The organism is Limnobacter sp. 130 (assembly GCF_902506325.1).
In the GTDB taxonomy this organism is placed as follows: Bacteria; Pseudomonadota; Gammaproteobacteria; order Burkholderiales; family Burkholderiaceae_B; genus Limnobacter.
This window is the reverse complement of record NZ_LR732328.1, coordinates 811,726-832,187: the sequence shown is the minus strand read 5'-3', so window position 1 is coordinate 832,187 and position 20,462 is coordinate 811,726. Positions and strand designations below refer to the sequence as shown.

18 protein-coding genes are annotated in these 20,462 nt (G+C 49.4%); 3 read left to right on the top strand and 15 right to left on the bottom strand.

Annotated elements, in window-relative coordinates; translation table 11 throughout:
- Positions 1-389: 389 nt before the first annotated feature.
- Positions 390-1,537, bottom strand: a protein-coding gene (locus FRIGORI9N_RS03995) for an IS3 family transposase (protein ID WP_371717158.1) whose coding sequence is annotated in 2 segments (ribosomal slippage) — positions 390-1,282 and positions 1,282-1,537 — 1,149 coding nt in all. Because the reading frame shifts where the segments join, the coding sequence is not laid out codon by codon here.
- Between the two features lie 759 nt (positions 1,538-2,296).
- Here FRIGORI9N_RS03995 and FRIGORI9N_RS03990 point away from each other — a divergent pair.
- On the top strand, positions 2,297-3,262 hold the full coding sequence (locus tag FRIGORI9N_RS03990) for a DUF6236 family protein (RefSeq protein WP_159568585.1): 966 nt from the start codon (positions 2,297-2,299) through the stop codon (positions 3,260-3,262).
- Positions 3,263-3,345: 83 nt separating this feature from the next.
- Here the strand turns inward: FRIGORI9N_RS03990 and FRIGORI9N_RS03985 are convergent, their stop codons facing one another.
- The 12 genes from FRIGORI9N_RS03985 to FRIGORI9N_RS03930 form a co-directional block, all read right to left on the bottom strand.
- Positions 3,346-4,149, bottom strand: a complete 804-nt coding sequence (locus FRIGORI9N_RS03985) for a site-specific integrase (RefSeq protein ID WP_159568584.1) — start codon at positions 4,147-4,149, stop codon at positions 3,346-3,348.
- Positions 4,150-5,176: 1,027 nt separating this feature from the next.
- A complete protein-coding gene (locus FRIGORI9N_RS03980; RefSeq protein ID WP_159568583.1) occupies positions 5,177-5,974 on the bottom strand; it encodes a hypothetical protein in 798 nt (265 codons plus the stop codon).
- Positions 5,975-6,104: 130 nt separating this feature from the next.
- The gene (locus FRIGORI9N_RS03975; protein WP_159568582.1) at positions 6,105-7,700 is read right to left on the bottom strand and encodes an AAA family ATPase; all 1,596 of its coding nucleotides are present in this window, start codon (positions 7,698-7,700) and stop codon (positions 6,105-6,107) included.
- 789 nt (positions 7,701-8,489) lie between these two features.
- A complete protein-coding gene (locus FRIGORI9N_RS03970; protein ID WP_159568581.1) occupies positions 8,490-8,882 on the bottom strand; it encodes a Na+/H+ antiporter subunit G in 393 nt (130 codons plus the stop codon).
- Positions 8,879-9,157, bottom strand: coding sequence for a K+/H+ antiporter subunit F (locus FRIGORI9N_RS03965; protein ID WP_159568580.1), 279 nt, complete (start codon positions 9,155-9,157; stop codon positions 8,879-8,881). Before FRIGORI9N_RS03965 ends, FRIGORI9N_RS03970 begins: the two co-directional genes overlap by 4 nt.
- The gene (locus FRIGORI9N_RS03960) at positions 9,154-9,645 is read right to left on the bottom strand and encodes a Na+/H+ antiporter subunit E (RefSeq protein WP_159568579.1); all 492 of its coding nucleotides are present in this window, start codon (positions 9,643-9,645) and stop codon (positions 9,154-9,156) included. The genes FRIGORI9N_RS03965 and FRIGORI9N_RS03960 overlap by 4 nt, the downstream gene beginning before the upstream one ends.
- Entirely contained in the window at positions 9,642-11,339 is a 1,698-nt protein-coding gene (locus FRIGORI9N_RS03955) for a monovalent cation/H+ antiporter subunit D (RefSeq protein WP_159568578.1), read from the bottom strand. The genes FRIGORI9N_RS03960 and FRIGORI9N_RS03955 overlap by 4 nt, the downstream gene beginning before the upstream one ends.
- Positions 11,336-11,680 carry a Na+/H+ antiporter subunit C gene (locus tag FRIGORI9N_RS03950; protein WP_159568577.1) on the bottom strand — a complete coding sequence of 115 codons (345 nt, stop codon included), beginning with the start codon at positions 11,678-11,680 and terminating at the stop codon, positions 11,336-11,338. The genes FRIGORI9N_RS03955 and FRIGORI9N_RS03950 overlap by 4 nt, the downstream gene beginning before the upstream one ends.
- A complete protein-coding gene (locus FRIGORI9N_RS03945; RefSeq protein ID WP_159568576.1) occupies positions 11,680-14,619 on the bottom strand; it encodes a monovalent cation/H+ antiporter subunit A in 2,940 nt (979 codons plus the stop codon). The genes FRIGORI9N_RS03950 and FRIGORI9N_RS03945 overlap by 1 nt, the downstream gene beginning before the upstream one ends.
- Positions 14,620-14,789: 170 nt before the next feature.
- Entirely contained in the window at positions 14,790-15,014 is a 225-nt protein-coding gene (locus tag FRIGORI9N_RS15550) for a DUF411 domain-containing protein (protein ID WP_201301403.1), read from the bottom strand.
- A gap of 553 nt (positions 15,015-15,567) precedes the next feature.
- The gene (locus FRIGORI9N_RS03935) at positions 15,568-15,828 is read right to left on the bottom strand and encodes a DUF1778 domain-containing protein (protein ID WP_256366098.1); all 261 of its coding nucleotides are present in this window, start codon (positions 15,826-15,828) and stop codon (positions 15,568-15,570) included.
- 361 nt (positions 15,829-16,189) lie between these two features.
- Positions 16,190-16,393, bottom strand: coding sequence for an MbcA/ParS/Xre antitoxin family protein (locus tag FRIGORI9N_RS03930; protein WP_159568574.1), 204 nt, complete (start codon positions 16,391-16,393; stop codon positions 16,190-16,192).
- A gap of 815 nt (positions 16,394-17,208) precedes the next feature.
- Here FRIGORI9N_RS03930 and FRIGORI9N_RS03925 point away from each other — a divergent pair.
- The gene (locus tag FRIGORI9N_RS03925) at positions 17,209-17,817 is read left to right on the top strand and encodes a 2-hydroxychromene-2-carboxylate isomerase (RefSeq protein ID WP_159568573.1); all 609 of its coding nucleotides are present in this window, start codon (positions 17,209-17,211) and stop codon (positions 17,815-17,817) included.
- Positions 17,818-18,030: 213 nt separating this feature from the next.
- On the opposite strand, the gene FRIGORI9N_RS03920 is transcribed toward FRIGORI9N_RS03925, so the two are convergent.
- Together FRIGORI9N_RS03920 and FRIGORI9N_RS03915 are read right to left on the bottom strand one after the other, a co-directional pair.
- Complete coding sequence (locus FRIGORI9N_RS03920) at positions 18,031-18,537, bottom strand: thioredoxin fold domain-containing protein (RefSeq protein ID WP_159568572.1); 507 nt, start codon at positions 18,535-18,537, stop codon at positions 18,031-18,033.
- A gap of 47 nt (positions 18,538-18,584) precedes the next feature.
- On the bottom strand, positions 18,585-19,121 hold the full coding sequence (locus tag FRIGORI9N_RS03915) for a hypothetical protein (RefSeq protein WP_159568571.1): 537 nt from the start codon (positions 19,119-19,121) through the stop codon (positions 18,585-18,587).
- A 44-nt stretch (positions 19,122-19,165) separates the two neighbouring features.
- Here FRIGORI9N_RS03915 and senA point away from each other — a divergent pair, with 44 nt between their 5' ends.
- Positions 19,166-20,461: a selenoneine synthase SenA gene (gene senA, locus FRIGORI9N_RS03910; protein ID WP_159568570.1), complete on the top strand. Its 1,296-nt coding sequence runs from the start codon at positions 19,166-19,168 to the stop codon at positions 20,459-20,461.
- The last annotated feature ends 1 nt before the right edge of the window (position 20,462 follow it).

Genomic DNA, 20,462 nt, shown 5'->3' with positions numbered 1-20,462 from the left:
TCAAAGTGAAGAATGAACATGGTTAAAGATGAAAAAGCTCGGAAGAAAAAATGAATACAGGATGAACAATTGTGTGTGTGAATCATAAAATTTGATACGAAAGAAGCTTAAAGCTGAAAAATACCCTGCCGTCACCAAAAACCAAGCTAGGCCAGTATGTGAGTGCCGGGTGCACAGCAGAACCCAAACCACTTATTCTTGGTACAGTTTGGTCAAAAATTAACCCCAAGGCAGTCGAAGTGCCCAGGGGTCGAAGCCGTTGAGAGTGATAGATCAACGGCGTGTCTGAATTGGGGAGGAGAGCTCAATTTCAGCCTTTGATTATCTCAAAATCAAGTTACAGGCATGTTACTCTGGACTACCCCGTCTTTCATTGACAAACCGGAGCCTCATTTTGAGGCTGCTTCAAAGACCTCTGGGCTGACCCCACCGAGATGGGAATGCCTTCGGGTTCGGTTGTAAAACGCTTCAATGTAATCGAAGATATCTTCCTTAGCCAAATCACGCGTTTTGTAGATGCGTTTTTTGATTCGTTCTTTTTTCAGACTGCTAAAAAAAGACTCGGCAACAGCGTTGTCCCAGCAGTTTCCACGCCGACTCATGCTGGGCTCTAGTTGGTGGGTTTTACAGAATCGCAACCAATCATCACTGCTGTACTGCGAGCCTTGATCTGAGTGTACAAGTACCTTTTTCTTGGGGCGCCTGCGCCACAAAGCCATCAGCAAAGCATCCAGAACAATTTCTCGATTCAAGGATGGTTTCATTGACCAGCCAACCACTTTGCGCGAATACAGATCCACCACCACAGCAAGATAAAGCCAACCCTGCCAAGTTCGAATATAAGTAATGTCAGTGACCCAGGCTGTGTCCGGGTCACTGACCGTGAACTCGCGCTCCAATTGATTCGGGGCAATGATGGAAGGCCTGCCAGCAATCGGACGAGGTGCCTTATATCCCCGCAAAGCCTTGATCTGGTTGACTCGCATGATTTTAGCCACACGATGTTTGCCACAAAGCTCACCGGCCTCTCGCATGTCCTGAAACACGCGACGTGCTCCATACACACCACGACTGGCCGAGTAAGAAGCCCGAATCAATTCCAACAATCGGTGATCTTCAATCGCACGGTCAGAAACAGGTTTGTGCAGCCATGCATAAAATCCAGCCCTGGCAATGCGCAGCACTCTGCACATCGTGGCCACAAGAAACTCTTGTTGGTGCTCATTAATGAACTGGTACTTTACTCGGGCTGGCTTGCAAAGTACCTTGCGGCCTTTTTTAAAATATCTCGCTCCTCTTCGGTGCGCCGAAGTTGGGAACGCAATTTTAAAATTTCACTTTTGGCTTCAAGCAATTCATTTCTTTGCTGCTCGGTCTCTGTGGGCTTTACCGCGTTGACCCATTTGTACAGGCTATGCGATGAAACGCCCAGTCGCTCCGATACTTCAGCGATGGTGTAGCCACGGTCAATGACCTGTTTGACGGCTTCGTCTTTAAATTCTGGGGTGTAACCGTTTGAAGTGACGTTTCGGACAATTATGACTCCATGAGCTGGGTGTGCACTTGCTTCAATTTATCTGATTCGAATTAAAAAGACAGCCCCCAAAACGTGGCCTGAAAAGACCAAGCAAATTTAGGAAGACGGCCAACCAAGAATCACCTAAATGCATTTGTGATGATGCAGTCGATTTTCAGTGCCTGAAGGTCAGTTCAATCTCTCAGAAATTACCAAAGCGGAGAAATTGAGTGCGTGTGCCCAGGGGTGCAGTTCAGGACTATAGAGATAAAGCGATCTAAAGGGGCACCCCTGAGAATTACTGGAAAGCCAGCACTGGCCTAGTGAACGCCCCGATTTATCCCACTACTTATCGAGTTTCGCCGCTTGTGATCGCTAAAAGAGAAAATACTCATAACCGGTCGTAGGTTCAAATCCTGCCCCCGCAACCAAATACTCAAGAAGGTCAATCACTTAGCGGTGGTTGACCTTTTTGTTTTGTGACAAAGAATACCGGTTTTGGGCTAGTGACCTGTCACCAAATGTGAAATGTCTGCGCAAATAAGTGCCAAAAAATTTTCGGGTGTGTTCGACAAGTTGTCAGTGTAAAACCAATTGGGGCAAAGAAGAACAACATGAAATTAAACTTTTTCGATAGCTCCCAAAAGTTATTCGATCTTCACTGAATCACTATAAGTTTTGACTTCTTTGCTCAACACAACAATCTCTGGACAAATGTTGATATTTTATCGGTGAACTGTTCCCATTCCTTTTGACCATTGCGGCTGGAAATGGTGAAGGTTGATCAGCATCGACCCACTCATTAAATCGGAGGTTGGCATGGGAGAGGCAAAACGAAGAAAGTTAGATGACCCTATCTCGTATGGACGCATTCCAAAAAACGGACGTGGGTTAGTCATATGCCCACCTACCCAAATAGACATAGCAAGTAACACAATAAGCATGTCGGGCGGCCTAGACCCTCAAGAATTAAGAGTTGGGCTGCTGTTCTGGGATAAGCTCGCCTGGCCAAGTAACAACCTTATACATGTTGGTGGGAACACCCCGGATATCGATTTTTTGACCTCAGCAGGAATACTTACCCGACCACGAATAAATATACTTGGAGGTCAGGGAGCATCGATAATCTTGAAAACTCAAGTTGAAGCATTTAACCAACTTGAAAAAGCGCAGCCGGGAACGTGGGCAATTTCGCAGGGACACAACTCGTTATTAGTTAATGGTGGCGGTATTGATGGATATAGAAGCACTCTCGTAGAACTAGTGAAGGCAATACCTGTCCCATACAAAAATGTGCCACTTGCCGAGGTGCTGGAACTCAAGTTGCGAAGACACGCTGAGTTAATAGCATTACGAGTAGAACTCGATAGTTTTTACAGCGCAATAAGCAATTCGAGCGATCCTGATTTCGAGCTTCATAGATATATTTCACGCATTGACACCGCTTGCTCAGAATTACTCAAGGCCACCAAAGAGTGGCAATTTCCCATGAAAATTTCTGACATTAAAGCCTCTTTCGAAATCAATGGGACTAATGCCATTCTGTCTTCATCCACCTTGGCGATGCTAAGTAATTTTGCAACGCAGCAAACCATGTTGACTGCTGTGGGCGGCATTGTGGGCGCGGCTTTAAGCTGCGTAAAAATCACAGGTGACTTCGTTTGGACAGGGCTTCACAATAGAAAAAGCATAAGTCCATACCGGTATATACACCATGTTCACAATGATCTGCCTTGGAGTGATTGACGCGGATGTTTATGGAGTAATGACTAAACTGTGATAACGGCGTTCGAGATATTTCACTGAACGCCTAAAAATAAAAAGTAAACCTAGTCTAACTTTCTCAGTAGATCATCCCTTCGCAAATGTGTGTAACGCTCAACAATTGTTGTTGTGAGCTGTCCGGTGATTTCCTTCACCTCGAACACAGTAAGCCCGCGCTCAATCAGCCTTGAAACTGCTTCGTGGCGCAGATCATGCAGACGAAAATCCAGGATACGGGCTCGTTTTACAGCCGTGCCAAATGCCCCTGTGATTGCATCAATCTGCACAGGAAAAACACGTTCGCTGAATGACAACCCTTTCAAGAATTCAAGCTGCTCAAGGGCCTTCTTCGACAAGGGCACAAAACGGCGTTTGCCATTCTTGGTCGCATCCAGGCGAGCCCAACGCTTATCGAAATCAACATCGACCCATTTCAAGTTACCAAGTTCGCCACGGCGCATGGCTGTCTCGACGGCAAGAACGACATAGGGGCGCAACCAGTAGCTGGGGTGTTCATCACACGAAGCCAGCAGAGCCTGGAACTCATCTTGAGAAAGTCGGCGCGAACGCGCATTTTGAATACTGGGCATTCTTATCCCCTCGGTAGGGTCAAGAATTGTGCGGAAACCCCATTCGAATTTTGCGGTCTTGAACACCGCCTTGATGACCTCCATGTATCGCTTCACTGTGGCCGGTGCGTATCCACTACCAACCAGAGCATCACGGAAATCTGCAATGTGCATTCCTTCAATTTCTTCCAGCTTGCGATTGACCAAGGTGGGGTAATAGCGAATGGTCAGATCAATCCGGTTGCGTTCGCTGACATGGCCTTTCTTGGTTGGTGTGACTACCTCCCTATAACGAAGCATCGCTGCTTTCAAAGTGGAGACTTCAAGTAGGCGTTGTCTATTTGGCTGAACCCGTTTCAGCTCTGCTTCCATCTGCAAACCCCATTTAAGGGCTTCATGGTAAGAGTCAAAGGTTGAAGAAATTCCCTGATGTCCCGCAACACGGACGCGTGACAAAAAGCGGTTGTTTTTTTGAACGATAGTAGGCATGCGTTTTCCTTAAAAGTTGACAATCGATCACCTTTGAAGAAAAGTTTTTGCAACACCCTTTTGCGTTTACTCACTGCGGCCTTGGCTACTGACTTCGCTCTTATCCGCTCATAACCCGAAGGTCGTAGGTTCAAATCCTGCCCCCGCAACCAAATTTTCATCATTAAAACCAATCATTTAGCGGTGGTTGGTTTTTTTGTTTTCTGGGCCACCCACAGCGTGTGCCCAAAATGTGCCTAACTGGTGCCCAATCCCGATTTAGCCCGCCTTCCCTTTCATGACCTTCGGTCAAACCCAATAACGGTCAACAGGGCACATCTGTAAAAATTTCCTGAATTTTCCGGTTCACATTTCTGTGCCCAATGACCGTTTGGGAAATTAACCTGAAGGTCATGGATTTTCGAGTTTGGGAGGTGAGTTTTTGTGCGAGATTTTCGGAAATTCGTGACCTTCAGGATGGAATTTGACTGTTACTAGGATGTGCCTAAGTTGTGCCTAGTGTGTGCCTATGGGTTCCCTGAGATCGTTGCCTTGATTGGGATCGCGGCTAGATGACATAGCGTGTTGTTATGCTCAGTTGCGCGGAAATTTGGATTTTCTGGGCACAGAGAGATGATTTTTGACCAACGCTTGGTTCATGGACGCGGATTACCTGGCTGACCTTCGGGGAGCGGTGTTTGAGCACTGAAACTTGAGGTGCAGGTGAAATGACCAGTAATTGGCCGGAGCGGACGGTGAGACCTTTGACTCATAACATCTTCAAAGTGGTCAGAAACCGACGTTGGATAACACCGCTGTTCAGCAACTTCATCCGTTGGAACGCTATGTTAGGGCATTCTCAGTAATGAGTTTTGAATGCATGCGGAACTGTAAACCTTTCCATGTATGGCTTCGACCGAACGTAATTCATGAGATCCCAATAGCAGCCGCACGCATAACTTGAATGGATCTCTGGGGGGACGCGAAAGCTATAACCAGCTGGATTCTCATCCGTGCGGTGGCAGCTACTCACATACTCAGGTAGAAGGTACGTGTATATTCCCCATCGTATGTTATTGAGAAACTCGCATATGTGACTAGAGAGATAAATGAGGATGTCGCCATGAAACCGCTCGTAAAAGTCAGGAAGCAACAGAAGCGCGTCATCAAGGGAAACAGACTTGCCCGAATCTGCGAGTATTGACTGAAGCCTTTTCGCAACGCCGATCGCCCGTAGATAGTTATGTTTAGAAACGTCTCCCGACATCCTCGCGGCATCTGCCCATGAAAATTTGAGCGTCAGCCGCGAACTGATCGAAGACATCCAAATATCGATTTCCTTTTGCGTGTTAAGCCAGGCGCGAAAGTCCTCAACAGTACGTTTGAGCTCTTGCTCGCTTCCGACGCTGGAGAACTGAGGGTTCTCACAAATATTCGACAAGCCTTGCAAAAAGCTGACTTGTGGTATTGGACCATTGCTGTCCGTTTTGGATAAGAAGTCCGAGAGAAGGATATAGAAGAGCTTTTCCGCATTGGCGTCCTTGAAGACAACGATCTTATCGTCTTCCCAGGTCTGGATTTCAACAGTCGAGAAATTAACCATTTCTCCAATATGGTCGTAAACGGCCTTAAGCAGAATGACCTCGGTTTCAATCATTGATTCGGCTCGCTCACGGGGGCCTAACGCCTGCGTCCAGCGACGATCGAGGCGATGCCTTTTTTTGCGGAAGCAAAAATGGGCATTAGATCAAATGTCCGGTGCAACAATTTGTGGTGTGGGAGCACTCTCACTGTGGGAGCCTGTCTATAATCTGAGCTTTCAACTCGCTGAACCCCCTAGACCCAGCTTTAACATGGAACGCCATGGTGTCTCGAAGGAACTCGTCCGTATTGTTGCCGCACCGCGTAAGACCAAGAAGCCTTTTCAATCCCACGAAAATGTCTCCCGCCGCCGACTTCATATCGTCTACTGGATTTCCACGGGCCATACTGGCAGCCAAGGAATCTGTGCGAATCTGCAATGCTGCTACTTCCTGTGCGGACTCGTTAAGTTCAACAACAAGGCTTTTGATTGCCTCTTCCGAGAAGAGATAACTTTCCAGGTTACGTTGTTCAATGACTAATGTGCCAGACTGTCGTAGACTCTTAACTTCAAGATCGCTGCGGTCATCTCGATCAATCAAATGGTGGACTTGAGTATTCGGTAAAACAGTGCGAAGCATATCCGCGATCCGCTGAGCCGTTTGGGCGACCTCATTTGAGCCACCACCAGAAATGAATATCGTATTTGCATTCGTGCCCTTAAAGATTCGGTTGTAGATTTCCGCATCAAAGTCACGACGCCTTGATCCGACACGCGAACCCTCGCATACGACGATGTTTTGCGGCGCCATTAATGGAGATAGATCATCCAGAGCTATCGACAACATCTTTTCCCATGCAGTACGACCAAGATCGCTTGGTTCGATCTCACGGGGTTGATCCGGATCAACGCTATCGAAGTCGATAACACAAACCGTTCCGGGGTTTGAATTTGCCAGCTCTAAGGCCGCCCGAGTAACGCCCAAAGAATGCGTCGTAACCCACAGCTGAGAATCAGATGGAAGAACAGCGTATAGCTCCTTCAACAGAGCACCTTGAACTCGCGTATGTAGGTGCGTCTCAATTTCATCGACGCAATAAACGGCAGCAGGAAAATATTTTTTCTTGATGTGGATATCGAGCAACAGATCAAAGGCCGCCTTCTCACCACCAGATAGGTTCTTGTAGTGGTAATACTTTGCAACACCTTTCTCGAAATAGAAGGCTCCATCCCCCAAAGGGTCCGAAATGTTGTTCAAAACAAGATCGCCAAAGACTGTCTGCATGGAACGGCGAATGTGACCAACTAGCTCTTCACGTAATTCTTGAACCGTCTTTGAATCATTGTTTGAGTCGAACACGCCAGACATTGTGTCGTAAATAAGTCGTTGATAATTTACGCCTACCGTTTGGTCGTTATCGATGATGCGGGAGAGACGAACTTGATCTGATGGGGCAGCTTCTCGGCTGAAGCTAGATATGTTGAAATCTGGGTCGTTTCGATAAGCGGTACGAACGTACAACGACCCCTTTTGCGGCCTTTCGTTTCCATGCGTTTCAATTAGAACGCTTTGATTCCAATCAAACTGCTGCGCCGCATCCTTCCTGAAGTATTTCTCATCACTGTAGGCACCAAATCCTGCATTCTGACGATACCACTGAAGCATTGCATCGAAGAGAGATGACTTTCCACAGCCATTCGGCCCTACAACCACCACCAGCTTCGCAGATGGTGGAATGTTTCTGATTTTAAGGTCAGAAAAGCGTTTGAAGTTCTTCAGCTGAATTGTCGAAATCTTCACCTTCACCCTCTCCCGATATGATGCAGTGCTCTTGCCGCCCAACTTGATTTATCGAACAATCACGGCAACGTCCATTTATGCACAAATCACAAATGGTTTTTTGATTAACTATTTCTGATATTTCAAAAGCATCGCATGAACAGGATGAAAAATAAACCTTGGTTATTCGCCACCAAATGTCGAGTCAAGGACTTGATTCGGAAGGTCTGCGTCATCATCGACTGCCGCCGAAGTTTCGAAGCCAACTTTCGCAAATACTCATATTTTTCAACCGTCAGGCTCAGTGTCCGCTCCAGCCGAAATTCGGCCTGAATCGCCCTGAGTTAACTAGACACTCGTTGGCCTCGTTAAAAATTGGTTTTCAAAATCTACAGGCGACATCCCGTTGGTGAATGAGTGCCTGCGTTTTCGATTGTTAGCAACGATGGTCTGAATCATCCCGACTTTTGTGATCACAGTGGAGTCTGCATAGAGCCCAATACCGGACGCTTAGTCTGTAAAGGCATAAGTTCTGCATCGGCCGATTGTCGGCCAAAACGGACATCAGGACTTATGGCTGAAATGTCTGAGTTATTGGCGAAAGCAGACTTAGAAACTTAGGCAGTAGCCGATCATGACTCTGACTTTCGGAATCGAGTTCCAAGCTCATTATATGGTGGCGAATAACTAGGGTTTATTTTTCATCCCGTTCATGCAATGCTTAGTAATTATTCGGAAAAGTATAGTTAAAGAAGTAACTCGCGATTTCCGGGTAAGTGGATAGCAACATGCACCAAGGCTGAATCAGCTTCAATCGAGGTGGGCTGGTTTCTTCTTAGGCAAAGGCGATGCCATTTCGCTCAAGGGTGGGGGCACTTGAGTCTCAGGTTCTTTAGCCATCCGGTTTCTGAACAGATCCGTTCGGGCCAGGAAAATGGTGGTCACCGGTACCGTAATAGACAGGAAAATAATGATCAGCCAAGGGTGCAAAGTCAGCGACAAGTCCACCGCCGAAAAATAAACAATACTGGCGAAGGTCACCAACCAAGCTGAAAAACTGTAAGCTAGCGCGGTGGGGTGCATACGCTGAAAAAAACTTTTGAAACGCAACACACCAACTGCAGCAGACAGGGTGAATATGCCAGAGATCATCAGCAACACACCCACGATGATTTCTACCCACAGGGGTGCCGCAACAATCATTCGATCACCTCTCCGCGCAAAAGGAACTTAGCCATGGCAGCCGATCCGACAAAGCCAAACAGAGCAATCAACAAGGCCGCCTCAAAATACATTTCACTCTGATAACGAATGGCCAACACCATCAGCATCAACATGCCAATGGTGTACATAAGATCAAGAGCCAACACCCGATCTTGCGCACGCGGCCCAATCAACATGCGGTACAGGGTCAGGCCCATGGCCAGTGCATAACAGGTCAAGGTAGCGACGATCGCCACAAACAAAAATGTACTCATTGAAAAATCTCCATGAGGGGTTTCTCATAGCGGTTCTTGATGGTTTCAATCTCTTCTTCGGCATTTTTCATGTCGAACACATGCACCAGCAGCGCGCTGCGATCGACCGCCAATTCAGACCAAATGGTGCCAGGAATCACACACATAATAGCCGCGAGAACAGCCAAACCGTTGGGGTCTTTCAACTGCAAAGGTACGATGATGAAGTCACCTTTGGGTACATTGCTGCCAGTAGCCAGGGTGCCACGGAGAATTCGCCAATTCCAGACCACCACATCCAGACCAACGCGCCAGAACAGCACGAAGGCCAGCATTGGTTTTTTGAAAAAAACCGGCACAGGTCTCAGGGGCTGAACCAACAAGGGAATGGCTACACCCAATATAGTTGCAAATATCCAGTGACCCAAGCCATAAGTTCTGTTCAATATCAACCAAAGGGCGATCAAACCGAGAGTCAACAATGGATCGGGTAGGAATTTTCGGATCATGGCACCTCCTGCTCCAGGCGATACGCGTTGGTTGGCGCCCAAGTGGGCTTGGCTGACAGCACGGCCTGCATATAACCCTGCGGCGCGTGCAGTGCCGCAGAAGTTTGCTTGGCAAACTTCATCACCACTTCAGCACGCACGGTCAACAACACGGAGAAAACGATCAACAGGGCAATTGGCAAGTATTCAATGGTGCGCAACAGCGGCGCAGGGCGTTCGCTGGTCATCCAGAAAAAACGAGTCCCGATTCGGGTCAGCGCAACCAAAGCAAACAATCCCGAGACGAACAACATCACCATTAAGGTCCACATGCCAGGTGTGGTAGTGAAATCGGTATCGGCAATCGGCAACAAAGCCGACACCACCGCAAACTTGCCCAGAAAGCCCGATAAGGGCGGCAAACCTGCAACCAGCAAGGTACATACGATGAATGTAAGACCCAACAGGGCAATTGACCCGGGTGTTGGCTTGCCGATTAGCACCTCTTCATTGTCGTCGAGGTTCACATCAGGCCCGATTCTTGACTCCGCATAGCCGAACGGCAGGCTGACGTCCTGTTCTTCATCCTGCCTGCGCTGGGCTGCCTCCATGTCACGAACCCGATCCATCAACTCGGTCAACAGGAAAAGCGCAGCCACCGCAAAGGTAGACCCAAGCAGGTAGTACAAGGCGCTGGCTGTTACCTCCGGAATACCAAGCCCAACTACACAAATCAGAATGCCAGAAGACACCGTGATTGAAAATGCAGCCGCCCTTGCAGGGCTGGTGGCAGTCAATACGCCCAGTGAACCGCAGACCATCGTCAACAGGCCACCCCACACCAACCAGTCACTGCCAAAACCGGCAGAACCTCCCGCTTGCCCGGAAAACAGCAAAGTGCTTAAACGCAGCAACACGTACACACCAACTTTGGTCAACAGTGCGAAGACAGCTGCTGCCGGCGCGCTTGCGGACGAATAAGCGGGCACTAGCCAAAAATTAAGCGGCCACATAGCTGCTTTGGCCAAAAAGGCCACGCCCAAAACAGCACAACCCGCGTGGAACAATGGGCGATCTGTATCAGATATCAACGGAATCTTGGCTGCCAGATCAGCCATGTTCAAGGTGCCTGTGATGCCATAGATCATCGCAGCACCCACAAGAAACAGGGATGAGGCAGTCAGATTTATGGCGATGTAATGCAAGCCTGCACGCACTCGCTGTCGGCCTGAACCATGCAGCAACAATCCATACGATGCCGCTAGCATTACCTCGAAAAACACGAACAGATTAAACAGGTCGCCGGTCAAAAATGCACCATTAATACCCATCAACTGAACCAGAAACAACGGGTGAAAATGCGAGCCGGCCTTGTGCCACCTGGCCATTGAAAACACATACGCTGCAAAGCCAACCAAGGCCGTCAGCGTCAACATCATGGCCGAGAGTTGATCCAAAACCAACACAATGCCAAATGGTACATCCCAATTCGACGGCAGATAAATGCCTACCGAACCCGCTACCTCGCTTTGCTTCACCCACACCAGTAGTAACAGCGCAACGCAAAGGTTCACCAAGCCAGCAAACAGCCCGAGGCTGATTTTCAGTCGATAACGGCGCTCACCCAGCAACAACATGGCACACGCCATCACCAAAGGAAACAGGATCGGCGCGATGATCAAGTGTGGCATCAGGCTTTCAACAAGACGCATCATTCAGCGTCTCCTTTGCCATCCACATGGTCGTTACCAAAAAACCCCCTTTGTGCCAGCAATACGACGAGGAACAACGCTGTCATCGCGAAACCAATCACAATCGCTGTCAACACCAAGGCTTGGGGCATGGGGTCGGTGTAGTTCATTAAATTCGCAGCCAGCTCAGGGATCAGAATCGGCTCACTGTCTACGGCCAAGCGCCCCATGCTAAAGATGAACAAATTCACGCCATAACCCAGCAAACAGAATCCGATGATCACCTGATAAGTACGCGGGCGCAGCACCAGCCAAACGCCGCACGCAGTCAGAATGCCAATTGCAATTGAAAGCACCAGCTCCATCAATTGTCCCCTTTGTCGTCGTGAACTACAGCGCGGCGGTGACCCCGCATAGACTGATGCCCCAAGGCCGTCAAGATCAAAAGTGTTGAGCCAACCACCAAGGTGAAGACGCCAATGTCGTAAAACAGTGCACTGGCCACGTGCAATTCACCGATGAGTGGCAAGTACAAATGCGCAGTGTGCGTGGTCAAAAACGGATAACCAAGGAACAAAGCCCCGAGGCCGGTTGCAGTAGCAATCAACAAGCCACTGGCGATCCACAGGGGCGGTCGCAAGGGCAAATGGGTTTCTACCCAACGCGTGCCGGAAATGATGTACTGCAAAATGAATGCGGTGGACAACACAAGGCCCGCCACAAATCCACCACCAGGTTCGTTGTGCCCTCGCATGAACAGGTACACAGCAATCACCGCTGCAATCGGCAACACCGCTCGAACCAGTACCGCGGGCACCAAGAGATAGCCTTTCGCCGTGTCGATGTCTTGATCACTTGAAATCAAATCGGTGGCAATATCGACGGGAATGGCGCGCTGCTGCAAGGGAATATCCACACTCTCTGCTGCTGGCCTGAAACGGCGAAGCAAAGCGTACACAGTCAGTGCCACCACACCCAGCACGGTGATTTCGGCCAAGGTATCAAAACCACGGAAATCCACCAACATCACGTTCACGACATTGGTTCCGCCACCCTCAGGCAAAGCCCTTTCTAGAAAGAACGGCGAAATGCTTTGTGGAAAACTTCGGCTCATCGCGGCATAAGACAACAATGCCAACCCCAACCCGGCGGTGGAAGCCACCAGCAAATCGCGTGCACGTCGCGCTTTGGCATTGGCTTTTACCCAGAACGGTTGCCTGTCCTCAATTTCTTCGCGGCGATTGGGCAACCAGCGAAGGCCAAGCAGAATCAGCACGGTGGTTACCGCTTCAACAGACAACTGGGTCAAAGCGAGGTCAGGGGCAGAGAACCATGCGAAGGTCACCACAGTGGTTAAGCCAGCCACACTCATCAAAGCGAGCGCCGTCAATCGATGATATTTTGCCTGCCATGCAGCGGCGATTGCGGCAGCGCACCCAACCACCCACAACAATGCAAACATGGGCGAGAAGGTCAGCTTTTGGCGGCTTGCCGCGTCCAGCCATTCCGCGATTGCCAAACCAAATAAAGGTGTACCCGCGGCCACTACGGTCACAAGCATCACAAGAAACAATTGCGGCTGCAAACGCCGCGTACTAACAAAGCGCATACCCTCACGCGCACCCACAACAAACAGGGCCAGCAAACTACGGAACAGCTTTTTACCGCTGACGATACCAATCACAGGCGCAGACTTTGGAGTACCCGTGTTCATGCCGCGACGCATTAGCCAGTACAGGCCAATACCGCCAAACAAAGCGACAAAACTCATGGCCAATGGCAGGTTGAAGCCGTGCCAAAGCGCCAAGCTGAATTCGGGCAGATTTCCTGCGACCACCGGATTTGCGGCCGTAACCAGAATCGCCTGAATAACCAATTGGGGCAACACACCCACCGCCAAGCAAATCAATACCAGCAATTCAACAGGCACGCGCATCCAGTGGGGGGGTTCATGCGCAGGCTTGGGCAGCATGGTGCAATGGTCTGGACCAAAGAACACATCGACAGTGAAACGCAATGAGTACACCACACTGAAAATACCCGCCAGCGTGGCGATGAATGGCAAGGCGGTCGAGAACCACGGCACGGTGCTAACGAACACGGCTTCGGTGAAGAACATTTCTTTGGAAATGAACCCGTTCAACAAAGGCACACCCGCCATGGCTGCAGCGGCCACCATGGTCAGCGTGGCAGTGATCGGCATCGCGTGGCGCAAACCGCTCAGCCTGCGTATGTCGCGGGTCCCGGTTTCGTGATCAATAATGCCCACCGCCATGAACAGCGAAGCCTTGAAGGTAGCGTGATTGATGATGTGAAACACGGCCGCAACGGCTGCAAGGCGGCTGTTCATACCCAGCAATGTGGTGATCAGCCCCAAATGAGAAATTGTTGAGTAAGCCAACAAGCCTTTCAAATCAGTCTGGAAAATTGCAGCAAAACCACCAATGAGCAAAGTGGCCAAACCTGTGCAAGTCACCATCCAGAACCATTCGTCAGTGCCCGCCAGTACCGGCCAGAATCGCGCAAGCAAGAACACGCCCGCCTTGACCATGGTGGCCGAGTGCAAATAAGCCGACACCGGGGTGGGCGCTGCCATGGCGTGGGGCAACCAGAAATGGAACGGAAACTGCGCGCTTTTTGTAAACGCACCCAACAACACCAGCACTATCATGGGCATGTACAAGGCATGCGCCTGAATCTGATCTTTGGCAGCCAAGACCACATCTAAGTCGTAACTGCCTACGATGTGACCCAATATCAACATGCCTGCGAACAGGCATAAACCGCCTGCACCCGTCACTGTCAACGCCATACGGGCACCGCGCCGCGCGTCTTTACGGTGGTACCAATACCCAATCAACAGGAACGAAAACACACTGGTGAGTTCCCAAAACACTGCCAGCTGAATGAGGTTACCAGAGAGCACGACACCACTCATTGCCCCCATGAAGGCCAACAGGAAGGAAAAGAATCGCGGGACCGGGTCAGATGGCGACATGTAATACCGGGCGTACAGCACCACCAAGGCGCCAATGCCTAGTACCAGCATGGAGAACATCCACGCAAAGCCGTCCATGCGGACTACGAAACTCAAACCCAGCGAAGGAATCCAAAAATATTCTTCCCGCACCACCCCACCAGCCGCGACTACTGGATACAGACTGGCCACTTGAACAGCACACAACAGCGCTATCGCGCCAGCAAGCGTGGATTCCGTATTGCGCGCGTTAGCAGGCAAAAAAGCTGCTAGCAGACTTCCCGCGAGAGGAAGCAAGATAAGACTCAGCAGGGGTAAGGTGCTCATCAATACATTAAACGGATCAAGTTAACGAATAATTTGGACTCTGCTTTGCCACTCAAAGCCAGATCAACATTTGCTGGATAGAAACGAAAACCTCAGTGAATGGGGTCGTGCTTGGTGTACGAACTCACCTCACCGTTTTTTCCAATTAACGGCAAATTGTACTCGACGCCCTAGTGCGGATAGTCTCGATGTTCCATACCGGACGAACCAACTGGCATGGCGGGCACCGAAAGACCAACAGCATCGGGCTTCTCAGCTAGCATTTTCTTGATATCGTCCGCCAGCGTGTGACCCTCTACAGCATAACCACCGACTTTTGCACTGTGACAACTGCCGTACTGCTGTGGTATCCCCAATGCGGCGCGTAACGAATCGGTGTTTTGAATATCACTCACCTTCAGTGGGAAACCATTGTCCTCAAAATGCTATATCTATTCAGCTTAACATCCACAGGTTGATGTTTTCCACACCTCGACGAGTTAATTGTCCAAGGCCAACGCCTCGGGTTTTTCACTGCAGGTGGCCACCAACCCTGTCGAAGCCAGCATCAAGGCGCGAATTCATTTTTTTATTTTGAACATTTGCATTCAATCAGCCCACTTTAAATTCTGTATCAATCAAGCCAGGAAGCACCAGCCACAGCGCATCGAAGTTTTTTAGAAACCCAAACCACTCTTGAGTTCCCGTAAAAATCAAATCTCCTTCCTGCAAGGTGAACTCGTGGCCGAGGTAACGCACTATAAAAGGGATTGGAAATGAATCGCTCCGCTTTCCCTAGGCACTTTTTATCCTCACTGGACTACCCCGGCTTTGGTCGACAAGCCTGAACCTCATTTTGAGACTATTCAGTGTAAGTTAGGTGGGCTTAGTTCGACTACGGACCGCAAGTGCTCGATTAACATGCATCGCTTATGCCATGGCGGATCAAAGCTCAAACTCTTCCAGCCCTTAGGACCAGACGGGCTTTGTCGACATTATCTTCTTCAGGCCTTCGGACGGAGCAAATGGGGCCTCAATTAAGTCCGAAAACGCAACGAACGCAGTACTCCCTAGCTTGAAAAACACCTGATCAAGCAGTACCTCTTGCGCTTTTTCTACGCTCGCGCTGAGAATAAAGTCGGAGCGGGTTTTGCCCTGGACCTTTGCTGCTTCGTCAATCAAATCGCACACCTCGGAACTTGCCCTAATCTTTATTAATCTGTCTTTCATAATGGAACCTACTGTGTCGCTACGGAATGCAAAGAGGCTATCGTTCTGTGTGCTTAGCGTCAATACTGGGCCGAAGACTGATGAGTCACAATAAAACCCAAGTCCTCGGGAAGAGTCGATTTGTGATTCTTGAGCACCTTCTTAAACTTCGGCACCCTACCTTTGATGGATTGAGACCAAAGTTCATTTAGGTGAGCGGGCTCAAATTATGAACTTCACATGTCATGTGGGTTATTTATGACGTCTAGGAGCTTTTATGACATGTCGGCATCGGGTCAAAGTTTGCTAGCCCGTCAACTGGGTAAACATAGGAAAAAATTTTACAATCCACATGAATACCAGTGGACCATTTCACCGTTGGCTACTGATAACTGCCGTAGCGGATGGCTGCTAACAAATCCGCCACGATCTCTTGACCAACGACCGTATCGAAGTAATCGGCTGGACGTAGCCAACCAAGAGCATTGTTTGAACTGAAAGCCCAATCCCCAAGCCATCTAGCTGCATCAAACCCAACAGGATCACCGTACTCTTCCACTAAGTTCTGCACCTGACCAATCAACAAGTGAACTCCGATGATCTGGTTAGAAAGGCTCTTTTTCTGGCTGGGCGACCCCCTGGACTTCACGGAATAGACCAACGATAGGGGGCACACTTAAACTTTGAGCTAAATCAGCAAGGCTGTCCCGATGGCTTGGGCCGTGTCATAAAAGTACCCACATGGCACTCCTGCTCTGATCAAGCCCACTTGTTCGAACAGAGTGGATTTATAAACAGACCTGAGATAACTGGAAAAGCAAACAGTTTGAAATGATGATTCGGGCAACTGTGACTCCGTGAGCGGGGTGAGCACATACTTCAATTTATCTGATTTGGATGAAAAAGACAGCCCCCAAAACGTGGCCTGAAAAGACCGAGTAAACATAGGCAGACGGCCAATCAAGAATCACAGAAATGCATTTGTCATGATGCCGTCGATTTTCAGTGCCTGAAGGTCAATTTCATCCCAAAGGAATTACCAGGGCATGGAAACTGAGTGCGTGTGCCCAGGGGTGCACCTCAACACGATAGATCTAAAGCGATCTAAAGTGGCACCCCCACGGATGACTAGAAAGTCACAGCTGGCGTAGTAAACAACCCAATTTAGCCCGCTACTTATCAAGTTTCACCGCCTGTGATCGCTAAAAGAGAAAATACTCATAACCGTCGTAGGTTCAAATCCTGCCCCCGCAACCAAATACTCAGAAAGGTCGATCACTTAACGGTGGTCGGCCTTTTTGTTTTGTGACAAAAAATGTCGGTTTTTTTAGATTGACACGGCATGTAATTAAATTTGAAATCACTGCACCCTCTTACCAAATATTTCCGGGAGTGCAGTCCTTGAACAAGCAAATTGATCTGTACTTTGACTTCTCTAGTCCATACTCATACCTGGCTGTCGCAAGGATCCATAGTCTCGTATCAAGCAATAACATCAAGGTTCACCTAATTCCTGTGGTGCTTGGCGCAATTTTTAACAGGCTAGGTTGGCAATCCAGCCCCTTTCTGGCTCAACCCAGAAAACTTGCCTACATGTGGCAAGACGTGAAACGCCAAGCCAACAAATATTCAATTGAATTCCAGCAACCAACCCAGTTCCCGATCGGAAGTATCTTGTCAGCGCGGATTGCCACAGCGTTTTCGGATGCCCCATGGCTTCATTTGTTCTGCCTAAATGTATTCAAAACCTACTTCGTATTCAACAAAGATATTTCCATTCAGGAAACTATCGAGGGAATTCTCGTGCAAATGGACCTCGACCCTCAGGAAATACTTTCACTTGCAAGTAGCCAAGAAACCAAAGACCGACTGAAACAGATCACTGAGCAGGCCGATCGACTTCAGATTTTTGGTGCTCCAACTTTGATTGTTCGTGATCAACTTTTTTGGGGGGATGATCGACTGGAAGACGCAATCTCATTTTGCTTGAGCGCGGAAAAAGCGGATTAAAGTCCAAGCACCCCAAAGATTTGCTGAACCACACACCTTGATTGCTCCAGTGCAGCTCAATCCAGTGCAGGAATGGCGGTTTGGCGGGGAGGATAGAAATGTGATTGTAAGGCTTGAACCCAAACTAATCACTTCGACCAATGATTCGGCGATTGAAGCTGTGGCAATGGGTTTGGGTTTGACGCGCGTGTTGTCTTAACCCGGATTGTGGGGTTATTGAACAGCCCCCTCAAACCCCAAAAGCTCCATAAAAACTCCGGGCTTTTTGTAACCCATAATCTTCTTGCTTACCTCGGGTTTGGGCCCCAGCACCAGCACAGCCGGGGTGGCAAACACACCCAGCTTTCTGGCCAACTGTTTTTCAGAATAGACCGTGCCGTCAATCCAGTTCACTGGCAAGTCGCCACGAACATTAATCGCCACCACATCAAACTTGCTTTCGATCAATTCCCGGTTTGCACCTTGCGTAAAGTTTTCCTGAAGCAGATAAGCACAATAAGGGCAGTCGTCAAGATGAAAGAAAATCAACAGCTTTTTGCCCCGTGACTGTGCATCTTGAATATCAACAGGAATTTCAAGAAAAGTTTGTTTGAACCAATTGGGCAACTCGTAATGCATGGGCTTGGGTTCGATTTCGCGAGCCAAGGTTTGCGACGAGAACACCAAACAAAATGCAACCAACAAAACGCGGCAAATGGGGTGGCTTGCAATCAATTTCATAAGTGAAGTGAGTAGGCAATCAGTTCAATCAAACTCAAAACAATTGTTTAGAAAATCCCGTCAATCGCATCCACCACAATGGCTGTACCCACCGCAATTAACAGCAGGTCTGTGCCCAATTGAACATATTTGTGGTTCAAGGGTGGCACAGGCAAGCGAATACGCAATTCATTGGGAATGTCGTAATAGCGAACACCGCTGCCCAAGGCGCGGCCTTTTTGCCACTGTTTGGCTTGCCCTGGGGGCTGGCAACCATTGCCTTTCTTGGCCAGCCCGGGTGGGCACTTGCCTTTGGCGACCTGGCCACCGTAGTAATCCCGCACAATGCGGGTTTCAGTGCGGCCAAAGTTAAACGACACCGACACACCACCGTCTCGGCCAGAATCTCGGCCTTCAGCACGCTGGCCTTTCTCGTTGCCACCGCCATTGCGGTTTTCCTTTTGCCCGCGTTGTTCATTTTGTTCTTTGTTCTTGCCTTGGTTGCCGTTTCCTTTCTCAGGCTTTTCGGCATAGGCACTGCCGCTGGCGATCAAGAGTGCGGTGGATGCAACAGTCAAGGTGCGCAATATCGATTTAATGGGCATGGGTAACCTATAATTATGTGTAACCCATTAGTAGTACCACCACGATGAATAACAAGCAATCCTTACTCGCTTCTTTACAACAAAGCCGCGAGCGCGTGCTCGAATTACTCAATAGCTTGAATGCAGACCAGGTCAAGGTGCCTTATTTGCCGGGAATCAACCCGCCCATTTGGGAAGTTGGGCACGCTGCTTTTTTCTTCGAACGGTTCATTCTGCAAAACCTGGACAAGCTACCCGCGTACAACCCCGCCTTGGACGATATTTGGGATTCCTTCGAGCTGGGGCACGAAGACCGCTGGCAGGAAGGACTTTTTCCGGATAAACCCGACACCCTGCGCTACTTTGACGACACCTTCGACAAGGTAAGGCAGCGAATTGAAAGCAAGCCGCTGACAGACCGTGATTTGTATCTGTACAAGTACGCCATTTTTCACCTGAACATGCACATTGAGTCGATGGTGTGGGCGCGCCAAAGCCTGGGCTATGCGCCGCCCCCCAATTCCACCAGTGAAACGGGCGAATTGGCCGCGCAGGCAGTTGTTACGCAAGACATTGAAATTCCCGCAGGCCGCTACCGCATTGGTATGCCGCCCGATTCTGAACATTTCGCAACAGAAGACTTCTGTTTCGACAATGAAAAGCCCGGCTTTGTGATTGACATGAAAGCATTCAGAATCTCGAAAAACCTGCTGAGCAATGCCGAGTACCTTGCCTTTATTCAGGCTGGTGGATACGAGAACGACCAATACTGGAGCATGGCGGGCCTGAAGTGGCGCAACAGCAGCGGTGCCAGGCACCCCTTGTTCTGGAAACATGAAAACGGTGTTTGGTTTGAACGCTGCTTCGACCAATGGTTGCCTGTTCAGGGCGAGCTACCGGTTAAACACATCAGTTATTGGGAAGCGCAAGCCTATTGCAAGTTCGCCGGGCGACGCCTGCCCACTGAGTTTGAATGGGAAGTTGCGGCGTTGGGTAACCGTGAACAGGGTACGTTCAACAAGTTTCCATGGGGCAACACCATGGAAGCACACTGGGTCGACATGGACAGCACCAACCTGGCCAGGCTGCCAGTAAACGCCCTGCCCAAGGGTGACAGCCCGTTTGGATGCCGACAAATGATTGGCACCGTGTGGGAGTGGACCGACAGCCTGTTTTTCCCATACGACGGATTCACCATGGACATGTACCCCTTCATGTCGACTTTGCAATTCGGCGACCACAAAGTGGTGCGCGGTGGCTCGTGTGCTACTTCGTCCATACTCATTCGCGGCACTTACCGCCAAGCCTATACACCCGACCGCAACGATGTGTTTGTCGGCTTTAGAACCTGCGCCCAATAAG

What these genes read in the sequence shown, in the direction of transcription:
- FRIGORI9N_RS03935 (WP_256366098.1), bottom strand. Translation starts at nt 15,828, where the DNA reads ATGAAAGACAGATTAATAAAGATTAGGGCAAGTTCCGAGGTGTGCGAT.
- FRIGORI9N_RS03985 (WP_159568584.1), bottom strand. Translation starts at nt 4,149, where the DNA reads ATGCTTCGTTATAGGGAGGTAGTCACACCAACCAAGAAAGGCCATGTC.
- FRIGORI9N_RS03965 (WP_159568580.1), bottom strand. Translation starts at nt 9,157, where the DNA reads ATGAGTACATTTTTGTTTGTGGCGATCGTCGCTACCTTGACCTGTTAT.
- FRIGORI9N_RS03945 (WP_159568576.1), bottom strand. Translation starts at nt 14,619, where the DNA reads ATGAGCACCTTACCCCTGCTGAGTCTTATCTTGCTTCCTCTCGCGGGA.
- FRIGORI9N_RS03955 (WP_159568578.1), bottom strand. Translation starts at nt 11,339, where the DNA reads ATGATGCGTCTTGTTGAAAGCCTGATGCCACACTTGATCATCGCGCCG.
- FRIGORI9N_RS03960 (WP_159568579.1), bottom strand. Translation starts at nt 9,645, where the DNA reads ATGATCCGAAAATTCCTACCCGATCCATTGTTGACTCTCGGTTTGATC.
- FRIGORI9N_RS03920 (WP_159568572.1), bottom strand. Translation starts at nt 18,537, where the DNA reads ATGAAATTGATTGCAAGCCACCCCATTTGCCGCGTTTTGTTGGTTGCA.
- senA (WP_159568570.1), top strand. Translation starts at nt 19,166, where the DNA reads ATGAATAACAAGCAATCCTTACTCGCTTCTTTACAACAAAGCCGCGAG.
- FRIGORI9N_RS03970 (WP_159568581.1), bottom strand. Translation starts at nt 8,882, where the DNA reads ATGATTGTTGCGGCACCCCTGTGGGTAGAAATCATCGTGGGTGTGTTG.
- FRIGORI9N_RS03915 (WP_159568571.1), bottom strand. Translation starts at nt 19,121, where the DNA reads ATGCCCATTAAATCGATATTGCGCACCTTGACTGTTGCATCCACCGCA.
- FRIGORI9N_RS03980 (WP_159568583.1), bottom strand. Translation starts at nt 5,974, where the DNA reads ATGATTGAAACCGAGGTCATTCTGCTTAAGGCCGTTTACGACCATATT.
- FRIGORI9N_RS03950 (WP_159568577.1), bottom strand. Translation starts at nt 11,680, where the DNA reads ATGGAGCTGGTGCTTTCAATTGCAATTGGCATTCTGACTGCGTGCGGC.